The sequence below is a fragment of the Pararhodobacter sp. genome, assembly GCF_034676075.1.
In the GTDB taxonomy this organism is placed as follows: Bacteria; Pseudomonadota; Alphaproteobacteria; order Rhodobacterales; family Rhodobacteraceae; genus Pararhodobacter.
On record NZ_JAUCCQ010000009.1, the window covers coordinates 39,452 to 58,011 of the forward strand.

At 63.7% G+C, this 18,560-nt stretch carries 18 protein-coding genes; 3 read left to right on the forward strand and 15 right to left on the reverse strand.

Annotation, left to right across the window (positions count from 1 at the left end; translation table 11 throughout):
* Window positions 1–8 precede the first annotated feature (8 nt).
* The 3 genes from VDQ18_RS05420 to VDQ18_RS05430 form a co-directional block, all read right to left on the reverse strand.
* On the reverse strand, window positions 9–299 hold the full coding sequence (locus VDQ18_RS05420; RefSeq protein WP_416235087.1) for a TrbC/VirB2 family protein: 291 nt from the start codon (window positions 297–299) through the stop codon (window positions 9–11).
* Window positions 300–319: 20 nt separating this feature from the next.
* Entirely contained in the window at window positions 320–898 is a 579-nt protein-coding gene (locus tag VDQ18_RS05425; protein ID WP_416235088.1) for a lytic transglycosylase domain-containing protein, read from the reverse strand.
* 130 nt (window positions 899–1,028) lie between these two features.
* Window positions 1,029–1,388 (reverse strand): hypothetical protein, encoded by a 360-nt coding sequence (locus VDQ18_RS05430; RefSeq protein WP_323019987.1) that lies wholly within the window; start codon window positions 1,386–1,388, stop codon window positions 1,029–1,031.
* A gap of 194 nt (window positions 1,389–1,582) precedes the next feature.
* On the opposite strand from VDQ18_RS05430, the gene VDQ18_RS05435 reads away from it, so the two are divergent.
* Window positions 1,583–1,858: a hypothetical protein gene (locus VDQ18_RS05435; RefSeq protein WP_323019988.1), complete on the forward strand. Its 276-nt coding sequence runs from the start codon at window positions 1,583–1,585 to the stop codon at window positions 1,856–1,858.
* 150 nt (window positions 1,859–2,008) lie between these two features.
* On the opposite strand, the gene VDQ18_RS05440 is transcribed toward VDQ18_RS05435, so the two are convergent.
* The 10 genes from VDQ18_RS05440 to VDQ18_RS05485 form a co-directional block, all read right to left on the reverse strand.
* The gene (locus VDQ18_RS05440; RefSeq protein WP_168624901.1) at window positions 2,009–2,530 is read right to left on the reverse strand and encodes a DUF2478 domain-containing protein; all 522 of its coding nucleotides are present in this window, start codon (window positions 2,528–2,530) and stop codon (window positions 2,009–2,011) included.
* Window positions 2,531–2,543: 13 nt separating this feature from the next.
* Window positions 2,544–3,821 (reverse strand): gephyrin-like molybdotransferase Glp, encoded by a 1,278-nt coding sequence (gene glp / locus VDQ18_RS05445; protein WP_323019989.1) that lies wholly within the window; start codon window positions 3,819–3,821, stop codon window positions 2,544–2,546.
* Window positions 3,818–4,450 (reverse strand): carbonic anhydrase, encoded by a 633-nt coding sequence (locus tag VDQ18_RS05450; protein WP_323019990.1) that lies wholly within the window; start codon window positions 4,448–4,450, stop codon window positions 3,818–3,820. The genes glp and VDQ18_RS05450 overlap by 4 nt, the downstream gene beginning before the upstream one ends.
* Window positions 4,440–5,009 carry a hemerythrin domain-containing protein gene (locus VDQ18_RS05455; protein ID WP_323019991.1) on the reverse strand — a complete coding sequence of 190 codons (570 nt, stop codon included), beginning with the start codon at window positions 5,007–5,009 and terminating at the stop codon, window positions 4,440–4,442. The genes VDQ18_RS05450 and VDQ18_RS05455 overlap by 11 nt, the downstream gene beginning before the upstream one ends.
* Before the next feature lie 20 nt (window positions 5,010–5,029).
* On the reverse strand, window positions 5,030–5,824 hold the full coding sequence (locus VDQ18_RS05460; protein ID WP_323019992.1) for a peptidylprolyl isomerase: 795 nt from the start codon (window positions 5,822–5,824) through the stop codon (window positions 5,030–5,032).
* A 5-nt stretch (window positions 5,825–5,829) separates the two neighbouring features.
* Entirely contained in the window at window positions 5,830–6,615 is a 786-nt protein-coding gene (narI, locus tag VDQ18_RS05465) for a respiratory nitrate reductase subunit gamma (RefSeq protein WP_109565322.1), read from the reverse strand.
* A gap of 1 nt (window position 6,616) precedes the next feature.
* Complete coding sequence (gene narJ / locus VDQ18_RS05470) at window positions 6,617–7,321, reverse strand: nitrate reductase molybdenum cofactor assembly chaperone (protein ID WP_210730707.1); 705 nt, start codon at window positions 7,319–7,321, stop codon at window positions 6,617–6,619.
* Entirely contained in the window at window positions 7,321–8,847 is a 1,527-nt protein-coding gene (narH, locus tag VDQ18_RS05475) for a nitrate reductase subunit beta (RefSeq protein WP_050930785.1), read from the reverse strand. Before narH ends, narJ begins: the two co-directional genes overlap by 1 nt.
* Window positions 8,844–12,602, reverse strand: coding sequence for a nitrate reductase subunit alpha (locus tag VDQ18_RS05480; protein ID WP_323019993.1), 3,759 nt, complete (start codon window positions 12,600–12,602; stop codon window positions 8,844–8,846). The genes narH and VDQ18_RS05480 overlap by 4 nt, the downstream gene beginning before the upstream one ends.
* 64 nt (window positions 12,603–12,666) lie before the next feature.
* Complete coding sequence (locus VDQ18_RS05485) at window positions 12,667–15,390, reverse strand: MFS transporter (RefSeq protein ID WP_323019994.1); 2,724 nt, start codon at window positions 15,388–15,390, stop codon at window positions 12,667–12,669.
* A 256-nt stretch (window positions 15,391–15,646) separates the two neighbouring features.
* Between VDQ18_RS05485 and VDQ18_RS05490 the strand changes: the two genes are divergently transcribed.
* Together VDQ18_RS05490 and VDQ18_RS05495 are read left to right on the forward strand one after the other, a co-directional pair.
* Window positions 15,647–16,345 (forward strand): cyclic nucleotide-binding domain-containing protein, encoded by a 699-nt coding sequence (locus VDQ18_RS05490; protein ID WP_323019995.1) that lies wholly within the window; start codon window positions 15,647–15,649, stop codon window positions 16,343–16,345.
* Window positions 16,346–16,356: 11 nt separating this feature from the next.
* On the forward strand, window positions 16,357–16,668 hold the full coding sequence (locus VDQ18_RS05495) for a carboxymuconolactone decarboxylase family protein (RefSeq protein ID WP_123644112.1): 312 nt from the start codon (window positions 16,357–16,359) through the stop codon (window positions 16,666–16,668).
* 3 nt (window positions 16,669–16,671) lie between these two features.
* Here the strand turns inward: VDQ18_RS05495 and VDQ18_RS05500 are convergent, their stop codons facing one another.
* On the reverse strand, window positions 16,672–17,337 hold the full coding sequence (locus VDQ18_RS05500; RefSeq protein ID WP_123644111.1) for an NnrU family protein: 666 nt from the start codon (window positions 17,335–17,337) through the stop codon (window positions 16,672–16,674).
* 11 nt (window positions 17,338–17,348) lie between these two features.
* Complete coding sequence (locus VDQ18_RS05505; protein ID WP_323019996.1) at window positions 17,349–18,554, reverse strand: NnrS family protein; 1,206 nt, start codon at window positions 18,552–18,554, stop codon at window positions 17,349–17,351.
* Window positions 18,555–18,560 lie beyond the last annotated feature (6 nt).

Genomic DNA, 18,560 nt, shown 5'->3' on the forward strand with positions numbered 1-18,560 from the left:
GGTTTTGCTCAGGTCGTCCAGATGGCGGCGACGATGGTGGGCGCCGCGGCGATGCCCGCGATCGCGACCACGACCCAGAGCGCCTGACGGAAATCGAGGATGCCGAAGAGCCAGGAGAGGAAGACGCCGATCAGCGCGAGCGTGCCGATCACGATGCCCAAGGGGCCAGTGATCGCATCGACGATGCCCTGCAGAAGCGTCTGCACGGGCGACAGGTCGATGCTTTGGGCCAGTGCCGGTCCCGCCAGCACGATGAGGGCGGTTGCGCCGAGCGCGACAACGGCCCGCGCGCGGAGCACGCTTTGAAGATTCTTGGACGTCACGAAAGGTCTCCTCTCAGCCGCTGGAACACGGCTGTCACACGGGCCACATGGCCTTGGGTTTCTCGAAAGGGGGGAATTCCGCCATGGCGGGTAACCGCATGGGGACCGGCATTGTAGGCCGCAAGCGCCAGCGCCGGATCGCCGAATTGCTCCAGCATCATCAGCAGGTAACGCGCCGAGCCGTCGAGGTTCTGGGCGATGTCATGGGGGTCAACACCGAGATCGCGCGCGGTATCGGGCATCAGCTGGCCAAGCCCGATGGCGCCGACCGGGCTCAAGGCGCCGGGATTGTAGGCGCTCTCGACCTCGATGTTGGCGCGGTAGAACAGCGCCCAATCGCTGACCGACAGACCTGCCTGACGCAGGGCGTCATGGCTGCCGTAGCGCAGCGCCGTGGTCTCGATGGCGCGGAGGATTTCGGGGGAGGCGCGGACGGCGCGCGGGGCGATCGCCGCGGCAGCTGTCACATCGCTCAGGGGAGCATCATCCCCACGGGACTGCGGTGCTGCAAAGAGAAAGAGACGATCTGGAAGGGGCCCATTCTGGGTGTCGTCGTCACCGGTGAACGAGCGCAAGTTGCTCGTGGTGTCAGTTGTGTTGATCAGTCGACCATCGGGACTGACTTGGAAGATGAAACCGTCGGCAAGGGCCAAGGGTGCTGAACAAACACCTGTACCCAATGCAACGACGAGCGCAAATGCGCGGTCAGTTGTCCTTGACCAGAACCGGGCCGGTTCGTGGCTCGGGCGTGCGCCCGGGTGCTGCATGGCGCTCGCGGGCGCCTTCGATGAGCGGGATGCTGGCAGTCGTGCAGCCCATGTCGGCAAGGAAGCTGACAAGGCCGACGATGGTCTTGAAATCGCGCAGCTTGAGGACGCTGCGGCTGGTGACGAGCATCTTGTCGTCCCCCCCATCCGGGGCAACCGCCCGGATGACCCAGGTGCCGTACCAGCTGTTGTGGCGCTTCTCGGCGCCTTCCTTGCAGACCACCTCGATGAGATAGCCCTGGGCCAAGAGGCCGCGCAGCCCGTCTTCTGTAACCACATTCGGTGCTTCTTCTATCATGGCCTTCCCTTGGGTCCTTCTTCTGCCTAGGTGCAGTCTCGGGCCCACGGGGTCGCAACACCGCGGGCGATACAAGACAACATGAACGATAGCAAGACAATTAAAACGACTTGACGAAGTTCGCCTTGCTCCGATAACGGTGATAGCCGACAAAATCGTGATCTTAAAGGCGGCAAAGGAGTTTTGCCCTGCACATGTCCTGTGCGTGCAACATCCCCCTCGCGCTGCTGATCACCGTCCTTGTGGTGAGTGGTCCGGCCCATGCCTGCATCCCGCCGGAACGGCCGTTCCTGCCCGCGTCCCGAGAAGACATGCGCGCCTACGCGGACCTGATCCGGGGGGATTTCGAGGCCTACATCGCCGACGTGCAGGAGTATTTCCGCTGCATCGACGAGGAGCGCGCGCGAGCCTTTGTGGATGCCAGGGAAGTGAGCGAGGAATACGGGCGGTTCATCGAGGCTGTCGAGTAGCCCCCCTCCCGCTGGCACTGGGCGGGCCTGATCCGATAGGCCCATCAGGCCCGCCACCCTGCGTCGCCACGGGCTAAACGCACGGCGGCTGGAGGGCGGTTTGCCGGAATGGCGGGAGGAGGGACGGGAAGTCGCGCGCGTCGGTTGACCTCAGGCCACCTCGTCAACCCTCGTTGTCACTTCCTTAACCCAAGCCATCAGCGCCGCGGGATCAGACGGTAGCTGAACTGCCAGCCCTTCCGCGAAACTCTCGAAGGCCGGTCGGTTGAGCGCATTTAGACCGACCAGAACGGGGATCTCCATCGCAACCGCCTCGGCGATCACGTCGCGGAACCCCCGCCCCTCCGCCTCGTGCTTTCCGAACTTGTTGACGATCAGCAGGTCCGCGCCGGATGAGAGGCTGACCTTGACCAGACCCACCGCCGTTTCAAGCGCGGCAGGGTCGAGGCGGCACCCCCGCGCCTGCGGGCCAAGATCCTGGCTGATGCGCAGAACGGGACCATCGGGCAGCACCCGCACATCCATGTCGCAGGGGCCGGCATCGGCGCGCTCGCTGTTGATCTGGACAGTGCCGCAGCATCTGAGGCCCCGGGCTGCGAGGTTCGCTGCCAGCCGTTCAAGCACCAGATCCGTATCGCCGCGTCCGGGCGCCATCGTGTAGGCGAGTTTCATGTCCGGGGCTCCTTCAGGATTGGCAAAAAGGTTGGAATTCAACCAGCGCACCGGCTGGCAGGGATTCGACGTCGGCGGGCAGAAACATCAGCCCGTCCGCTGGAGAGAGCAGCCCGACACGGGCCGAATGTGTGGCATCCTCGAAACCGACGACCTCGCGACCATGTGCATCGAAACCGGCGAGCCTGGCGGGCCGGAGTTCGCAGCGCCCGGGCTTGCGGCGGATTGGGCCTGCGATCACGACATGCCGTCGGGTCGGGGCGGGTCCCGCGCCGCTCAGGGCACGGATCAGCGCCAGTCCGAAGACCTGCCATGTGACGAAGGCCGATACCGGGTTGCCGGGCAATCCAAGCCAGTGCGCCTTGCCGATGCGCCCGACCGACACCGGCTTGCCCGGTTTGATCGCAACGCCGCTGAACAGGGTTTCGCCGCCAAGTGCCGTGACGGCCGGCTTGACATGGTCTTCTTCGCCCACCGAGATACCGCCCGTGGTGATAACAAGATCGGCTTGCGCCGACATGTCGCCCAATTGACGGACAAGGCCGGCAAGGTTGTCGGCACCATGATCCGAGGCAACGATGTCGACATCCGCAGCTGCAAGGCTTGCCGTCAGCATCGGAGTGTTGACGTCCCAGATCTGGGCGGCTTCGCGCGCGCCACCAGCGCGGCGCACCTCGTCGCCGGTGACCAGAAGTGCTACGCGGAGCTTGCGCCGAACGCGCAGAATGCCTGCACCGGCGGCGGCACAGGCGGCGATCTCCCTCGGGCCGAGCCTGTGCCCCTTGTCCAGAACGGTCGCACCCTTGGCCATGTCGCTGCCCGCACGGCGGATGTTCAAGCGCGGTTCGGGTCGGCGCGACAGATGAATGACGTCCCCGTCACGCAGGACGTCCTCCTGCATCACGACAGCGTCCGCGCCATTGGGGATTGGCGCGCCCGTAAAGATCCGGGCCGCCACGGCTCCTGCAACCGGCGTCGTCACCGCCTGCCCGGCAGGCACGCGCGCAACGACTGGCAGCACCCAGGGTCCAGCGCCAGTCAGGGCCGATGTCGCGATTGCATAGCCATCCATTGCCGCATTATCGAAAGCCGGTGCCATGGACCGGCACCGGACCGGCTGGGCAAGAATGCGGCCAAAGGCGTGGTCGAGCGACAGGGCCTCGGTGCGGCCGACCGGTGCTACATTCCCTGCAATCCGGGTCAGTGCCTCGTCGATGCTGATCAGCGCGTGAAGCATGTCCTGACTGTCACAGCCGCAGCCCGGTGACGCGATGGCTTGATGGATGGTCATTGTGCTGCCTCCTCGGCGGAATGGGTAGGCTGGAAATGCCCGGGCCCGATGCTGCAATCGAGATCGCGCAGGCGCCCGTCCTTGAGCCCGTAAATCAGGCCATGCACGCGGACATCGGCTCCGCGGCGCCATGCCTTCTGCAGGATCGGCGTCTCGCAGACGCGCCGCACGCCTTCGACCACGTTGAGTTCGGCCAGCCGGTCGCGTTGTGCCTCGAGGTCGGCTTCGCGCCCCAGATCGACCGCATAAGCACGGGCGAGGCGCCGGATCGGCTCGAGCCAGTGATCGGCCAGACCGTGTGGCAGATCCTCGGTCGCGGCCTTGACCCCGCCGCAGCCATAGTGGCCGCAAACGATGATCTCGCGTACATGCAAGGCATCGACCGCGAATTCCAGCGCCGACAGGAGGTTCATGTCCGAGGAATGAACGATGTTGGCAACGTTGCGATGGACGAAAACCTCGCCCGGATCGAGCCCCGCGACCACGTTGGCCGGCACCCGGCTGTCCGAACAGCCGATCCAGAAGAACTCGGGCGCCTGAAGGGCGGCAAGGCGGGTGAAATAGTCGGGCTCTTCGTCGTGACGTTGTTTCGACCACGCCACGTTGCGCGCCAGAAGGTCATTCAGCATCGGTCGTCTCCGGGAAATCTGGCAGCCCGCGTCTTGAGCGCATGTGTTTCGACAGGATCCGCAGATCGGCCCGGGTCAGCCGGGCGCGGGCAATCGGCAAGAGGATCGCGTTTTCGGCAACGAGGTGGCGCCGCACGTGCCCCGCAAACCTGGACAACACCCCGCGCTCCTTGGAGGACAGATCGGCCCCTCTATCGAGGCAACGAGTGAGCATCGCTCGCACTTCGGGCAGCAGACGCATCGCCTCATCCTGATCGGCCCTGATCCGGTCGATCGCACCCTCAATCGCATCCTCTTCTGTGCAGCGCCGGGCAAGAAGCGGGAACAGGTCCTCAGCCTCGTCGCGCAGGTGGACGTTCAGTTCCTCGTTCACAAAGCGCAGCACCGCTGTCGCTTCTTGGCGATTGAAAGCGTCCGCCGTTGCCAGCGCGTCGATAACTGCGCAAATCTGACGTTCGCGCAGGTGGTCTTCGCTGATGAAGTCCAGAGGATTTGCGAGCAGGCTCGGACTCGTCGGTTTGTCGCCACTTCCGCGCGTCACTGTCTCTGACGGTTTCATCACACGTCCTTTCGCGTGGTTCAGATCGGCGTCAGGCTTGCGCCGGACATCTGCGCCCCTTGACCGAGGCTCTCCACGAAGGCGCGCGAGGCGCGCGCCCAGGCTGCCTTTTCCAACGCCTGCGCGATCTTCGGCCGAACGGTGTCGTAGGGCAGCACCTGCCCCGGCGCCGTGGCATTCAGTCGGATGATATGCCAGCCGTGGCGCGATAACACGGGCGCCGGGGTCACGGCCCCTTCGGTCAGGGAGCGCAGGGCTGCCTCGAACTCCGGCACGGTGTCGCCGGGGCCAAGCTGACCCAGATGGCCGCCAGAAGCCTTCGAACCGCAATCGCTTTCGCGCGCGGCAGCGGCAAATCCCTTGGCATCGCCGTCGAGTCGCGCCAGCAGGGCAATGGCCCGTGCCTCGGCCGCGGCGCACTCGGCTTCGTCGCGCGGATCGCAGGCGCACAGGATGTGCGAGACATCCCAGAGCGGTGCCGAACGATATCGGGCGGGGTCTTTCTCCCATTCCGCGCGCACGGCCTCTTCACCGACGGGTTCGATCACCAGCGCCTCGTCCAGCAGGGCGCGGATCAGGGCTTCGTCGTCTGTCTCGAACCGCCCAAGAGCCAGCTCGAGCGGGTCGGCCGTCAACCCCCGTCGCTTCGCCTCTTGCAACAGCAGTGCACGGATCGCCAATGCTTGCGCGGCCTTGCGCCAGGCGATCCCCGGCTTGTCTTTAGGGGCGCTGTGGTTCTGGGCCTCGGCGGCGATTGCCGCCGAGGGGATGGTTTCGCCGTTCACGACGACATCGGGAAACAGGGCCACGTTCATCTGGCTCACTCCGCTGGCGTCGTGGCGGTAGGACCGCGCTTGGCTTGCACCTTGTCATAGGCGCGGCGGCGTTCCTCGAGCGGGCGATGCCGCCGCGACCGCACGATCTGGTAGCCGGGCCGCGTCAGCAGGTAGCGGAACGGCGCGGCGAAACCGGACCAGATGTGGACGAGCCGCGTGAACGGAAACAGCGCCGTGATGATGAGACCGAGGAAGATGTGCAGCTTGTAGAGCCAGTGCACGTCGACGACGGTGACCCAGGCGTTGATGTTCCAGCTGACCACGCTCTGCGACCAGGTCATGAAGCGGACCATTTCCGACCCGTCCATGTGTTGCAGTGTCTGGGTGATCGTCAGCAGGCCGATGGCAAGCTGAAGCCAGATCAGGACCATGATCAGGATGTCGGGGAAAGTCGATGTCACGCGGATGCGCGGATCGACCAGGCGGCGATGGATCAACATGGTCGATCCGATCAGGGCGGCGATGCCAGCCGGGCCACCGATCAGCACCGCCATCCATTGCTTCAGCGCATAGGGAATGCCGATGGCATCCAGCACCCAGATCGGCGTGAAGAGGCCGATAAGGTGCCCGAAGAACACGGTCAGGATGCCAACGTGGAACAGGATCGAACCCCAGATCAGCTGCTTGCGACGCAGGAGCTGGCTCGAGGAACTCTTCCAGGTGAAGGGGTCCCGCTCGTAGCGCACGATCGATCCCACCAGGAAGATCGTCAGCGCGACATAGGGCATGACCCCGAAGATGACGAAGTTGATGTCGAAGTCGCCGAACATGTCATGCACTCCTGTTCAATTGTTGCGGGGTCGGTTTGTCCATCGCCGCGAGCATGTCGCGGACCTGCGGACAACCGGCGTTCGGATCTGGGCCGAAGGTGACTTCCGTTTCCTCCCAGACAGCGTCGAGCGCCGCGAGGTCGGTCGGATCATCATCGGGCTGGGCCAGCATGTCGGCCACCGCTTCGGCGTCGGCCTTATCACCTGACAGCTGCAAAAGAGCGGCGAACGCGGCGGCATATCCGCTGTCGCGCCGGACGAGCCGGGCCGCGAGAGCATCGATGATATGCGCCGCGTCCGCCAAGGTTTCCTGCACTTCTGCGAAGGGACGCGTCGACAGGAATTCCAGCAGCACCGGCAGGTGATCCGGCAGTTCCGTTGTGGCGGGCTCGAACCCGCCTGCCCGGTAGGTCTCGATCAGACTGACCATTGCACCGCCGCGGTCCCGGCTTTCGCCATGAACGTGCTCGAAGAGATTGAGCGACAGCGTCCGCGAGCGGTCGAAGAGCATCACATAACTCTCCTGCAGATCGTAGAGGTCGGCGTCTGCGAAGCCATCGGTCAACGAGCGCAGCGCAGCGCGTGTATCGGTGGCGATGCGAGGATCGGAACCAAGAATTGTCCCGATCTCGGGCATCGCCTCCTGAAGTTCCCGCGAGGGATAGCTCAGGATCAGCGACAGGGCTTTCAGGGAACGGTCCAGCATCAGAAGGTCTCCTGCGGAAGGGCGAATTTCTTTTTCTTGCCGCCGAAGAGCGTCGTCTTGCCCGCCTCGCCGGTGGAACAGCCGTTGCCGTCGGTGAAGCCGCAGCCGCCGCGGATGTCGGCGCCATGCTCGTTCTGTTCGCGGTGCGCCGTGGGGATCGCGAAACGATCCTCGTAATCGGCGATGGCCATGATCTTGTACATGTCCTCGATCACCCGACCGGACATGCCGACCCGGGCGGCAATCGCCTCGTCGCGCACGCCGTCAACGCTGAGGGCCCGCATGTAGAGCCGCATCGCCGACATGCGTTCGAGGGCGTGAACGATGGGCTCCTCGTCGCCCGCCGTCAGCATGTTGGCGAGGTATTTGACGGGGATGCGCAGGGAGCGGACGTCGGGCATCTGGTCGCTCATCGCGATCTGGCCCGCCTGAGCGGCGTTCTGGATCGGGCTGAGCGGCGGGATGTACCACACCATCGGCAGCGTCCGGTATTCCGGGTGCAGCGGGAAGGCGACCTTCCAATCCATCGCCATCTTCCAGACCGGGCTGACCTTCGCCGCCTCGATCCAGTCTTCGGGCACGCCGTCACGGCGCGCCGCGGCGATCACCTCGGGGTCGTTCGGGTCGAGGAAGACGTCGAGCTGCGCGCCGTAGAGATCGGTCTCGCGCTCGGCGCTGGCCGCAGCTTCGATCTTGTCTGCGTCATAAAGGATCACGCCCAGATAGCGAATGCGCCCGACGCAGGTTTCCGAGCAGACCGTCGGCTGGCCGCTTTCGATCCGCGGATAGCAGAAGGTGCATTTCTCGGATTTGCCGGTGTCCCAGTTGTAATAGACCTTCTTGTAGGGGCAGCCCGAGACGCACATCCGCCAGCCGCGGCACTTCTCCTGGTCGATCAGAACGATGCCGTCCTCCTCGCGCTTGTAGATCGCGCCCGAGGGACAGGAGGCGGAACAGGTGGGGTTAAGGCAGTGCTCGCACAGGCGCGGCAGATACATCATGAAGGTGTTTTCATACTCTCCATAAATGTCCTTCTGCACCTGATCGAAGTTGTAGTCCTGAGACCGCTTCGAGAATTCGCCGCCGAGGATTTCCTCCCAGTTCGGACCCTTCTCGATCTTCTCCATCCGCTCGCCGGTGATCTTCGAGCGGGGGCGCGCGGTCGGGAACGCGGTCATGTCGGGCGCCGATTTCAGGTGGTCGTAGTCGAAATCGAACGGCTCGTAGTAGTCGTCGATCTCGGGCATGGCCGGGTTGGCGAAGATGTTCGCCAGGATCCGCCATTTCGACCCCTGCTTGGGATGCAGCTTGCCCGAGGCCGAGCGCACCCAGCCGCCGTTCCAGCGCTTCTGGTTCTCCCAGTCCGTCGGATAGCCGGTGCCGGGCTTGGTCTCGACGTTGTTGAACCACGCGTATTCGACACCTTCGCGCGTCGTCCACACGTTCTTGCAGGTGACCGAGCAGGTGTGACACCCGATGCATTTGTCGAGGTTCAGGACCTTGCCGATTTGCGCACGAACTCTCATTCCGCTGCCTCCACGTTCTGGGTTGCGGACCGGCTTGCGGGTTTGTCGAGCCAGTCGATCTTCTTCATTTTCCGCACGATCACGAACTCGTCGCGGTTGCTGCCCACGGTGCCGTAGTAGTTGAAGCCGTAGGACAGCTGCGCATAGCCGCCGATCATGTGCGTGGGTTTCAGTGTGGCGCGGGTCACCGAGTTGTGGATGCCGCCGCGATTGCCCGTCTTTTCCGAGCCGGGCGTGTTCACGATCTTTTCCTGCGCGTGATACATGAACAGCGTCCCCTGCTTGATGCGCTGGGACACCACCACCCGCGCGGTCAGCGCGCCGTTGGTGTTGTAGGCCTCGACCCAGTCGTTATCGACCAGCCCGGCTTTCTTCGCGTCCACCTCGGACATCCAGACCACCGGGCCGCCCCTGTTCAGCGTCAGCATCAGCAGGTTGTCGGTGTAGGTGCTGTGGATGCCCCATTTCTGGTGGGGCGTGATGAAGTTCAGCACCACGTGCGGGCTGCCCTCAGCCGCGTCGTTGTTGACGGCTGCAGTGATCGTCTTGAGGTCCACCGGCGGACGATAGCTGACGAACCCTTCGCCGAAGGCGCGCATCCATTCGTGATCCTGGTAGAGCTGCTGGCGGCCCGTCAGGGTGCGCCACGGGATCAGTTCGTGGACGTTGGTGTAGCCCGCGTTGTAGCAGACATCTTCGCTTTCGATCCCCGACCAGGTGGGCGACGAGATGATCTTGCGCGGTTGCGCGGCGATGTCGCGGAAGCGGATCTTGGTGTGATGTGCGCCCTCCGCGAGGTGGGTATGGTGCTGCCCCGTGGGCTTCTCAAGTTCTTCCCAGGCCTTCACGGCCACTTCGCCGTTGGTTTCCGGGGCGAGCATCAGGATCATCTCGGCCGCGTCGATGGCGGTTTCGAGTTTCGGCTGGCCTTTGGACACGCCCTCATCTTGAACGATGCCGTTCAGATCGCGCAGATGCTTGACCTCGGTCTTGGTGTCCCAGTTGATCCCCTTGCCACCGTTGCCGAGCTTCTCCAGCAGCGGCCCGACCGAGGTGAACTTCTTGTAGAGGTTCGGATAGTCCCGCTCGACCGCGATGTAGTTCGGCGCGGTCTTGCCGGGGATCAGGTCGCATTCGCCCTTCTTCCAGTCCTTCACATGGGCCTGCGCCAATTCGCCGGGCGTGTCGTGCAGCAGCGGCAGTTGCACGATGTCGGTTTCCACCCCCAGCACCTCGGGCGCGACCTCGCTGAACTTTCGGGCGATCGACTTGAAGATCTCCCAGTCCGACTTGCTCTCATAGGCCGGGTCCACCGCCGCCTGCAGCGGGTGGATGAACGGGTGCATGTCCGAGGTATTCAGGTCGTCCTTCTCGTACCAGCTGGCCGTGGGCAGGACGATGTCGGAATAGACCGCCGTCGTCGACATGCGGAAGTCGATGCAGACCAAGAGGTCGAGCTTGCCCTTCGGCGCTTCGTCGTGCCAGCGGGCCTCCTTCGGCATCACGCCGCCTTCCTCGCCGAGGTCTTTGCCCATCACGCCGTGATCGGTGCCCAAGAGGTGCTTGAGGAAGTATTCGTGCCCCTTGCCGGACGAGCCCAAGAGGTTCGACCGCCAGACGAACAGGTTGCGCGGCCAGTTCTCGGGCGCATCTGGGTCCTGACAGGACATTTCCAGATCGCCGGATTTCAGCTGTTCGGCGACGTAGTCCTTGATCTCCTTCCCAGCCTTCTTCGCGGCTTTCGACACTTCTAGCGGGTTGGTTTTCAACTGCGGGGCCGAGGGCAGCCAGCCCATCCGTTCCGCGCGAATGTTGTAGTCGATCAGAGAGATGTCCCAATCGCCTTCGGGTGCCGTGGGCGACAGGATTTCACCGGCGCGCAGCGTCTCGTAGCGCCACTGGTCGGTATGCGCGTACCAGCAGGAGGTCGAGTTCATGTGCCGCGGCGGGCGGTTCCAGTCCAGCGCGAAGGCTAGCGGCTGCCAGCCGGTCTGCGGGCGCAGCTTTTCCTGCCCCACGTAGTGCGACCAGCCGCCGCCCTCCTGCCCGATGCAACCGCACATCACCAGCATGTTGATGATGCCGCGGTAGTTCATGTCCATGTGGTACCAGTGGTTCAGACCGGCCCCGAGGATGACCATGGACTTGCCATGGGTCTTTTCGGCGTTGCCGGCGAATTCGCGGGCGACCGCGATGATTTTCTCCCTCTCAACGCCGGTGATCTTTTCGGCCCAGGCGGGGGTGTAGGGGCTGTCGTCGTTGAAATCCTTGGACACCCAGTCACCGCCAAGACCCCGGTCGAGACCGTAGTTGGCGCAGAAGAGGTCGAAAACGGTGGCAACCAGCGCTTCGGATCCGTCGGCCAGTTTCACGCGGCGCGCCGGAATGTTCCGGGTCAACACTTCGGGGTGATCGCATTTCACGAAATCGCCCGTGGCCGCACCGCCGAAATAAGGGAAGTTAACGCCTACGACCTCATCGTGATCGCCATCCATGATCTGGCTGAGGCGCAGCTTGCTTTCAGCGCCCTTCGCTTTCTCTTCGAGGTTCCACTTGCCCTCTTCGCCCCAGCGGAACCCGATGGACCCGTTCGGAGCCACGATCTGACCCGACGCCTCGTCATAGGCGACGGTCTTCCAGTCGGGGTTGTTGGCCTCGCCCAGCTTGCCGTCGAAGTCGTCAGCGCGCAGCATCCGGCCCGGCACAAGGTGGCCGTCCTTTTCATCCAGCCGAACCAGCATCGGCATGTCGGTATACTTGCGGGCGTAGTCCTCGAAATACTCGGCCTGCCGGTCGAGGTGGAATTCGCGCAGGATCACGTGACCCATCGCCATTGCCAGCGCCGCGTCGGTGCCCGCCTGCGGGTTCAGCCAGATGTCGCCGAACTTGGCGGCTTCCGAATAGTCGGGGCTGACCACGGCCGACTTGGTGCCGCGATAGCGGACCTCGGTGTAGAAATGGGCGTCGGGTGTCCGGGTCTGGGGCACGTTCGAGCCCCAAAGCATCAGGAAACCTGCATTGTACCAGTCGGCCGATTCCGGAACGTCAGTCTGTTCGCCCCAGGTCTGGGGGGAAGCTGGCGGCAGGTCGCAGTACCAGTCGTAGAACGACATGCAGGTACCGCCCAGCAGGCTCAGGTAGCGTGAACCGGCGGCGTAGCTGACCATCGACATGGCCGGGATCGGCGAGAAGCCGAACACGCGGTCGGGCCCGTAGGTCTTGGCCGTGTAGGCGTTGGCGGCGGCGATGATCTCGGTCGCTTCGTCCCAGGTGGCCCGCACGAAGCCGCCTTTGCCCCGCGTTTTGTTGATCGAATTGCGCAGGGCGGGATCGCCCTGGATCGCGGCCCAGGCGGCCACCGGCGTCATCGTCTCGCGCATCTTCCGCCACGCCCGCATCAGCGCACCACGGATCAACGGGTTCTTCACCCGGTTCGCGGAATAGAGATACCAGCTGTAGGAGGCTCCCCGCGCACAGCCGCGCGGCTCGTGGTTGGGCAGGCCCGCACGGGTGCGCGGATAGTCGGTCTGCTGGGTTTCCCAGGTGACGATCCCGGATTTTACGTAGATCTTCCATGAACACGACCCGGTGCAGTTCACCCCGTGCGTCGAGCGGACGATCTTGTCGTGCCGCCAGCGGTTCCGGTAGGTGTCTTCCCAGCTGCGATCCTCGCGGGTGGTCTGACCCCAACCGTCGGAGAATTGCTCCAGTTCCTTGCTCTGGAAGAAGTTCAGTTTGTCGAGCAGATGGCTCATTTGGCTGTCCTTTCGGGTGTCTGGGTCCGGGCGGCGAGCTCCGCCGCCCGGGAAATCAACTGAATCATTCAGCGGGCTGGGCTGCGGTGCCCTGCGGCGTGCGGCCATGTTCGATGTCGTGGAGAAGGCCGCCGGGGCGCGTGTAGACCACCCAGGTGATGACGACGCAGATCACGTAGAAGATCAGGAAACCCCACAGCGCCCCAACGGCAGACCCGGTCATCGCGATTGATGTCCCGTAGGCCTTGGGGATGAAGAAGGCGCCGTAAGCCGCGATGGCCGAGGTGAAGGCCACGATCGCGCCGGACTCCATCGCGATCTGACGCTTGCGCTCTTCAGCACCCAAGTGCGGCATCAGGCGCGGAATTTCGCGACCCATGATCACCGGGATCATCTGGAAGGTCGACGCGTTGCCGACACCGGTCAGGAAGAAGAGCGCCATGAAGCAGGCGAAGAAGCCGACGAAGGAGCCCAATCCAAGGAAGCTGATCACACCGAAGGTGGCGACGATCATCAGGGCGAAAGTCCAGAAGGTCACGCGACCGCCCCCGAACTTGTCCGAGATCCAGCCGGTGGCAGCGCGGCTCAGCGCCCCCACGAGCGGCCCAAGGAACACGTAGTTGAGTGCGTTCACTTCGGGAAAGGCCAGGCGCGTCAGCAGAGGGAAACCCGCCGAGTAGCCGATGAAGCTGCCGAAGGTGCCGGTGTAGAGGATGCACATCAACCAGTTCTGCTTGCGTCCGAAGATCACTGCCTGGTCGGCAAAGCTGGCGCGTGCATCTGCGATGTCGTTCATGCCCAACCAGGCCGCTATGGTCGCTGCGAGGATGAAGGGCACCCAGACGAAGCCTGCGTTCTGCATCCACAGCTGACCGCCGTCGGACATGGTCTGCGGTTGCCCGCCAAGTGCCCCGAAGACACCCGCCGTGATGACGATGGGCACGAGGAACTGCATGACCGACACGCCGAGGTTCCCCAGCCCCGCGTTCAGCGCCAGTGCGTTGCCCTTTTCGGCCTTCGGGAAGAAATAGCCGATATTGGCCATCGACGAGGCGAAGTTGCCGCCGCCAAAGCCGCACAGAAGGGCCAGGACGAGGAAAATCAGGTAAGGCGTGTCGGGGTTCTGCACCGCATATCCGATGCCCATGGCGGGCAGCAGCAGCGAAGCGGTCGACAGCGTCGTCCACAGCCGCCCACCGAAGATCGGCACCATGAAGCTGTAGAAGATGCGGAGCGTTGCGCCCGACAGGCCCGGCAAGGCCGCCAGCCAGAACAGCTGTCCCGGGGTGAAGTCGAACCCGATGGCGGGCAAGCGAGCCACGACCACCGACCACACCATCCAGACCGAGAAGGCCAGCAGAAGCGCCGGGATCGAGATCCACAGGTTCCGGCGTGCAACGGCATGGCCCTTTTCGGCCCAGAATTGTTGGTCCTCCGGCCGCCAGTCCTCCAGCACGCGCGGCATGGCGGTGCGTTCGGGGTGGTGAATGTCCTGCATCTCGGGCAGTTGCGGCAACTGGTCGAGCACTTCACCATGCGCAGCGCGCTCCATCGCGCGGATCGACAGGTGCATCCAGGTCAGAGCGATAGCGACCAGCCCGAAGAGCAGCGCAAAGCATGACGTGTAGATGCCCGTGAGATCGAGGAGAGCGCCGAAGGCGATCGGCAGGACAAAACCGCCAAGGCCCCCGATCATGCCAACAAGACCGCCGACGGCGCCCACATGTTTGGGGTAGTAGACTGGGATGTGCTTGAAGACTGCCGCCTTGCCGAGGCTCATGAAGAAGCCCAGAGCGAAGAGCGTGACGATGAAGGGCCAAAGACCCATTTGTGTCGAGAAGGCGATGGCACCGTCCTTGCCCTGGATGACGTAATCCGTGGGCGGGTAGCTCAGCATGAACAGGAACAGCAGGGAAAAGCCGAAGGTCCAGTACATGACCCTCCGCGCGCCAAACTTGTCCGACAGCACGCCGCCATAGGCGCGGAACAACGAGGCTGAAAGGCTGAAGGACGCCGCCGCCATCCCAGCGAAGCGCACATCGATGCCGTAGACGTCGATCAGGTAGTGCGGCATCCACAGCGCCAGCGCGACGAAGGCACCGAACACGAAGAAATAGTAGAGCGAAAAGCGCCAGACCTGGAGGTTCTTCAATGGCGCGAATTGCTGCGCCAGTGTCGGTGCCTTGGTGCCGGTCTTGCGGCGCTCGACCAGCTCAGGGTCGTCCTTGGCGAGCAGGAAGAACAGCACGCCGATGATGGCGAGCCCCGCCGCCCAGACATAGGCCACGCCATGCCAGCCATAGGCGACCATGACGAAGGGAGCGACGAACTTGGTGACCGCGGCGCCGACGTTGCCCGCACCGAAGATACCCAGCGCGGTCCCTTGGTGGCCGGCGTCATACCAGCGGCTGACATAGGCGACGCCGATGATGAACGATCCGCCCGCGAGGCCGATGCCAAGGGCCGCGATCAGATACATGATGTAGCTGTCTGCGAGCGTTAGCGCCCATGTGGCCAGCGCCGTCAGGATCATCTGGCTCGAGAACACCAGCCGCCCGCCGTATTTTTCGGTCCAGACGCCGAGAAACAGGCGGGTGACCGATCCGGTCAGGATCGGGGTGGCGACCAGCAGGCCGAACTGTGTGTCATTCAGGCCAAGCTCGGCCTTGATGGCGACACCGATGATGGAAAAGATCGTCCAGACCGCGAAACAGGCGGTGAAGGCGATCGTGCTCAAGCTCAGGGCGCGTGTCTGATCGGCGCGTGAGGCTGTGGCTACGGTCTGCATGGCGGGTCTCCGGCAAGAATAGCGGTTCACCCCTGTGAGGGGATCACTGCCAGACCTGACGCGACGGCGACGCTCGTGACTTGATCTAGATCACAAAACCTGGAAAAGGATAACGAAATAAATGGCTTACAGAAATATGTCATCCGGTGCGCGGTCGCAGATCAAGGCTGCGGTCGCGAAGGTCAACCGACCGGTTGACATATATCAATTGATTCGGTGACAATTGTTAAGCGCGCGATGTGGGAGGGAGAACGACGTGCCCGATTCCGAATACCGGGAAATTCGAAAACTCGATCTCTTCGCGCAGATGGCGGATGACAATTTCACATCCTTGATGCGGGGCGCCTATGTGCAGAATTTTCCTGCACAGATCGAATTGATCACTGAAGGAGAACCGAGCGATTTTCTTCATATCGTCGTTTCGGGCTCGGTCGATCTGTTTTCGTCATGGAACGGTCGCGAGACCAGCATGGCGACTGTCCGCCCGATATCGACCTTCATTCTTGGCGCGACCATCAAGGAAGCGCCCTATCTGATGTCGGCCCGCACGTTGGAGAAAAGCCGGATCGCGCTGATCCCCAGCCAGGACGTTCGCGCGATCTTCGACGCCGACGGCAACTTTGCCCGTGCGATCGTCACTGAACTGGCGCAGTGCTATCGCTCGGTCATCAAGGCGCAAAAAGACCTGAAACTCAGAACGTCGCTCGAGCGGCTCGCGAATTACCTGCTCAGGCAACAAAGGCACGCCGGCGGTGGGGCTGCGTTCGAGTTGGACTTCGAGAAGCGGCGCCTGGCCTCTGTGCTGGGCATGACACCTGAAAATCTCAGCCGCGCCTTCAAGGGCCTGCAGCCCTATGGCGTTTCCGTGACCGGCACGCGCATCTCCATCGACAATCAGGCGGACCTTGAGCGCTTTGCGAAACCAAATCCACTGATTGATGACTTTTCAACTTGAGGGACTGACAGATGACCAAATCCATGCCCGGCGCCGCCGGAGATCTCGCCGAGGAACACCCCGATGTCTGGAAGGCCTATGCTGCCTTGGGCAAGGCTACAGCCGAATGCGGCCCGCTGAAGGACCGCGAAAAGCGCCTTGTCAAACTCGCACTCGCGATTGGCGCCGGATCCGAAGGCGCGGTCCATTCCCACACCCGGCGTGCCAGATCGGAGGGCATTGAGGCTGAGGCGATCATGCAGGTAGCGATGCTGGCCATCGGCCCGCTTGGCCTGCCTCGTGCCGTCGCCGCAAAGACCTGGATCGAAGACATCAAGGATTGACGTTCAGGGAAGCGGGCTGACCCCAAAAAGCAATGGATGCGCCCAGAGCAGCGCCCCGTAAAGCGCAACGCCTGCCGCAAGCCGTAGGAGAGTGCCCCCCGACAGGGACGCCAAGAGGAGCGGCGCCTCCGCTCCGCGATCAAGCATCCGTTGCCATTCTGGCCCCATCTCGCGGCGTTTGCGCCGGTCGATCAGTCGGCCTCCCAGCAGCGCGAAGGCGGCGAAGGTACCGAACAGGATCACATGGGCCAGATCTCCGTTGGGCACGACATGGGCCGCCGCCCAAAGCGCCAACGCCAGAAGCAGCGGGTGACGCGACAAGCGGACGATTCCGGGCCGTGCAGGATCGAACAGATCGTTGCGCGCCCCGCCGAACGAGAACGGGTTGGGCCGGCCGATGGACAGCGCGAGGATCAGGCAGACCGGCCCCATGACCGTCAGTGGGACATGGACCTGCCATAGGGCCCAATCCCAAAGGGTAACATGCGGTGCGCGACCCGCCGCCCCGATCAACCAGGAAAGTACCGCCAGCGACAGGACAGAATAGGCCAGTGTGAAGCCGGAAGCGCCTAGTCGAGCCTGAAGCCGAGGCCGCAACGGCGGGCGCACGGGCAAGGAATGCGACAGGAAGAACACGACATAGGCGAGGGCGAACTCGAACCATCCCATCGGTGCGCGCCTCAGATCCGCTTGGCGGCGGGCAGACGTAGCAAAAGCCCGCCGTAAATGACCGCAAAGCTGCCGAAGGCGACGATCCACGACAGCCCGGACACCGTGTGCAACGGGCTGGAAAATTCGGGCCATACGCCCCCAGCGACCCGCGCGAATACGGACAGGATCAGGGCCAGATAGATCATGACGGTCCCTGCTCCCGCCCGCAGGTCCTGCCCGGTATGACCAAGCGTGGCGCGTGTCATCACCGCCAGTGTCATCAGGCCGATTGCCCCCGCCATCCAGAAATGCTGCGCGCCCGCCATTCCGAAGGACCCGGGAGCCAAGATTTCTGCGGCCAATGCCAGGGCCCCCAACGGCACGAAGGCATAGCCTGCGTGCAACACAGTCACCAGCGGCTCGGCAAAGGTGTGGTGTCCGGCCCAACGGGCCAATCGCAGGGCGTGCAACACGGCTGCCAGCGCAAGCGCCAATCCAGTCAGCGTCCCGAGAGGCAGTGCTACCCACAGCATAACCGCCACCAAAAGGGTCCCGAGCGCCCCCTTATCGAAGGGCTGCATCGGCGCTGCGGGCAGTACGGCGCTGCGCCGCTTCACCAGCCAGTTACGGGTGAAGGACGGCACTATTCGGCCGCCGATGACCGCGATCATCATCACGCCCGCGCCCAGGCCTAGTCGCAGGCCGTAACCTTGCGCGGCATACTCGCCTCGCGCGGCCTCCCAGTGAAACAGCGCGTTACCGAGGGCAAAGACCGCGAGCATCCCCAGCACGATCAGATTGCGCCAGTTCCGGCCCGCCACGATTTCGCGCCCGATCACCGTGGCCAGTACGACCGGGAAGGCAAGGTCGACCGCCGCCACCAGCAGCCCCGGCAACCCCGCCGAAAAGATCACAGCCACGCGCCCCACGAGCCACAGAGCCGCCAGTCCGCCCAGCGGCCAGCCGACGATTGGCAGGCGCCCCGTCCAGTTTGGCACCGCAGTCAGGAGAAAGCCCGCGACGACGGCGCCGAGATAACCGTAGAGGAACTCGTGCGCGTGCCATGACACGGGGTCGAAGGCTGTGGGCAACATCAGGTGCCCTGACAGCATCGGCACCCAAAACACCATCGCCAGCACGGCCCAGACCGCCGCACCGAAAAAGAACGGGCGGAACCCGTAGGTCAGGATCGCGGGTCCGGTCCAGGCGCGCATCTGTTCGGCGGTCGAGGTCATTTGTGG

Coding starts and splice junctions, on each gene's coding strand:
- VDQ18_RS05430 (WP_323019987.1), bottom strand. CDS start 1,388: ATGATAGAAGAAGCACCGAATGTGGTTACAGAAGACGGGCTGCGCGGC.
- VDQ18_RS05435 (WP_323019988.1), top strand. CDS start 1,583: ATGTCCTGTGCGTGCAACATCCCCCTCGCGCTGCTGATCACCGTCCTT.
- VDQ18_RS05440 (WP_168624901.1), bottom strand. CDS start 2,530: ATGAAACTCGCCTACACGATGGCGCCCGGACGCGGCGATACGGATCTG.
- glp (WP_323019989.1), bottom strand. CDS start 3,821: ATGACCATCCATCAAGCCATCGCGTCACCGGGCTGCGGCTGTGACAGT.
- VDQ18_RS05450 (WP_323019990.1), bottom strand. CDS start 4,450: ATGCTGAATGACCTTCTGGCGCGCAACGTGGCGTGGTCGAAACAACGT.
- VDQ18_RS05455 (WP_323019991.1), bottom strand. CDS start 5,009: ATGAAACCGTCAGAGACAGTGACGCGCGGAAGTGGCGACAAACCGACG.
- VDQ18_RS05460 (WP_323019992.1), bottom strand. CDS start 5,824: ATGAACGTGGCCCTGTTTCCCGATGTCGTCGTGAACGGCGAAACCATC.
- narI (WP_109565322.1), bottom strand. CDS start 6,615: ATGTTCGGCGACTTCGACATCAACTTCGTCATCTTCGGGGTCATGCCC.
- narJ (WP_210730707.1), bottom strand. CDS start 7,321: ATGCTGGACCGTTCCCTGAAAGCCCTGTCGCTGATCCTGAGCTATCCC.
- narH (WP_050930785.1), bottom strand. CDS start 8,847: ATGAGAGTTCGTGCGCAAATCGGCAAGGTCCTGAACCTCGACAAATGC.
- VDQ18_RS05480 (WP_323019993.1), bottom strand. CDS start 12,602: ATGAGCCATCTGCTCGACAAACTGAACTTCTTCCAGAGCAAGGAACTG.
- VDQ18_RS05485 (WP_323019994.1), bottom strand. CDS start 15,390: ATGCAGACCGTAGCCACAGCCTCACGCGCCGATCAGACACGCGCCCTG.
- VDQ18_RS05495 (WP_123644112.1), top strand. CDS start 16,357: ATGACCAAATCCATGCCCGGCGCCGCCGGAGATCTCGCCGAGGAACAC.
- VDQ18_RS05500 (WP_123644111.1), bottom strand. CDS start 17,337: ATGGGATGGTTCGAGTTCGCCCTCGCCTATGTCGTGTTCTTCCTGTCG.
- VDQ18_RS05505 (WP_323019996.1), bottom strand. CDS start 18,554: ATGACCTCGACCGCCGAACAGATGCGCGCCTGGACCGGACCCGCGATC.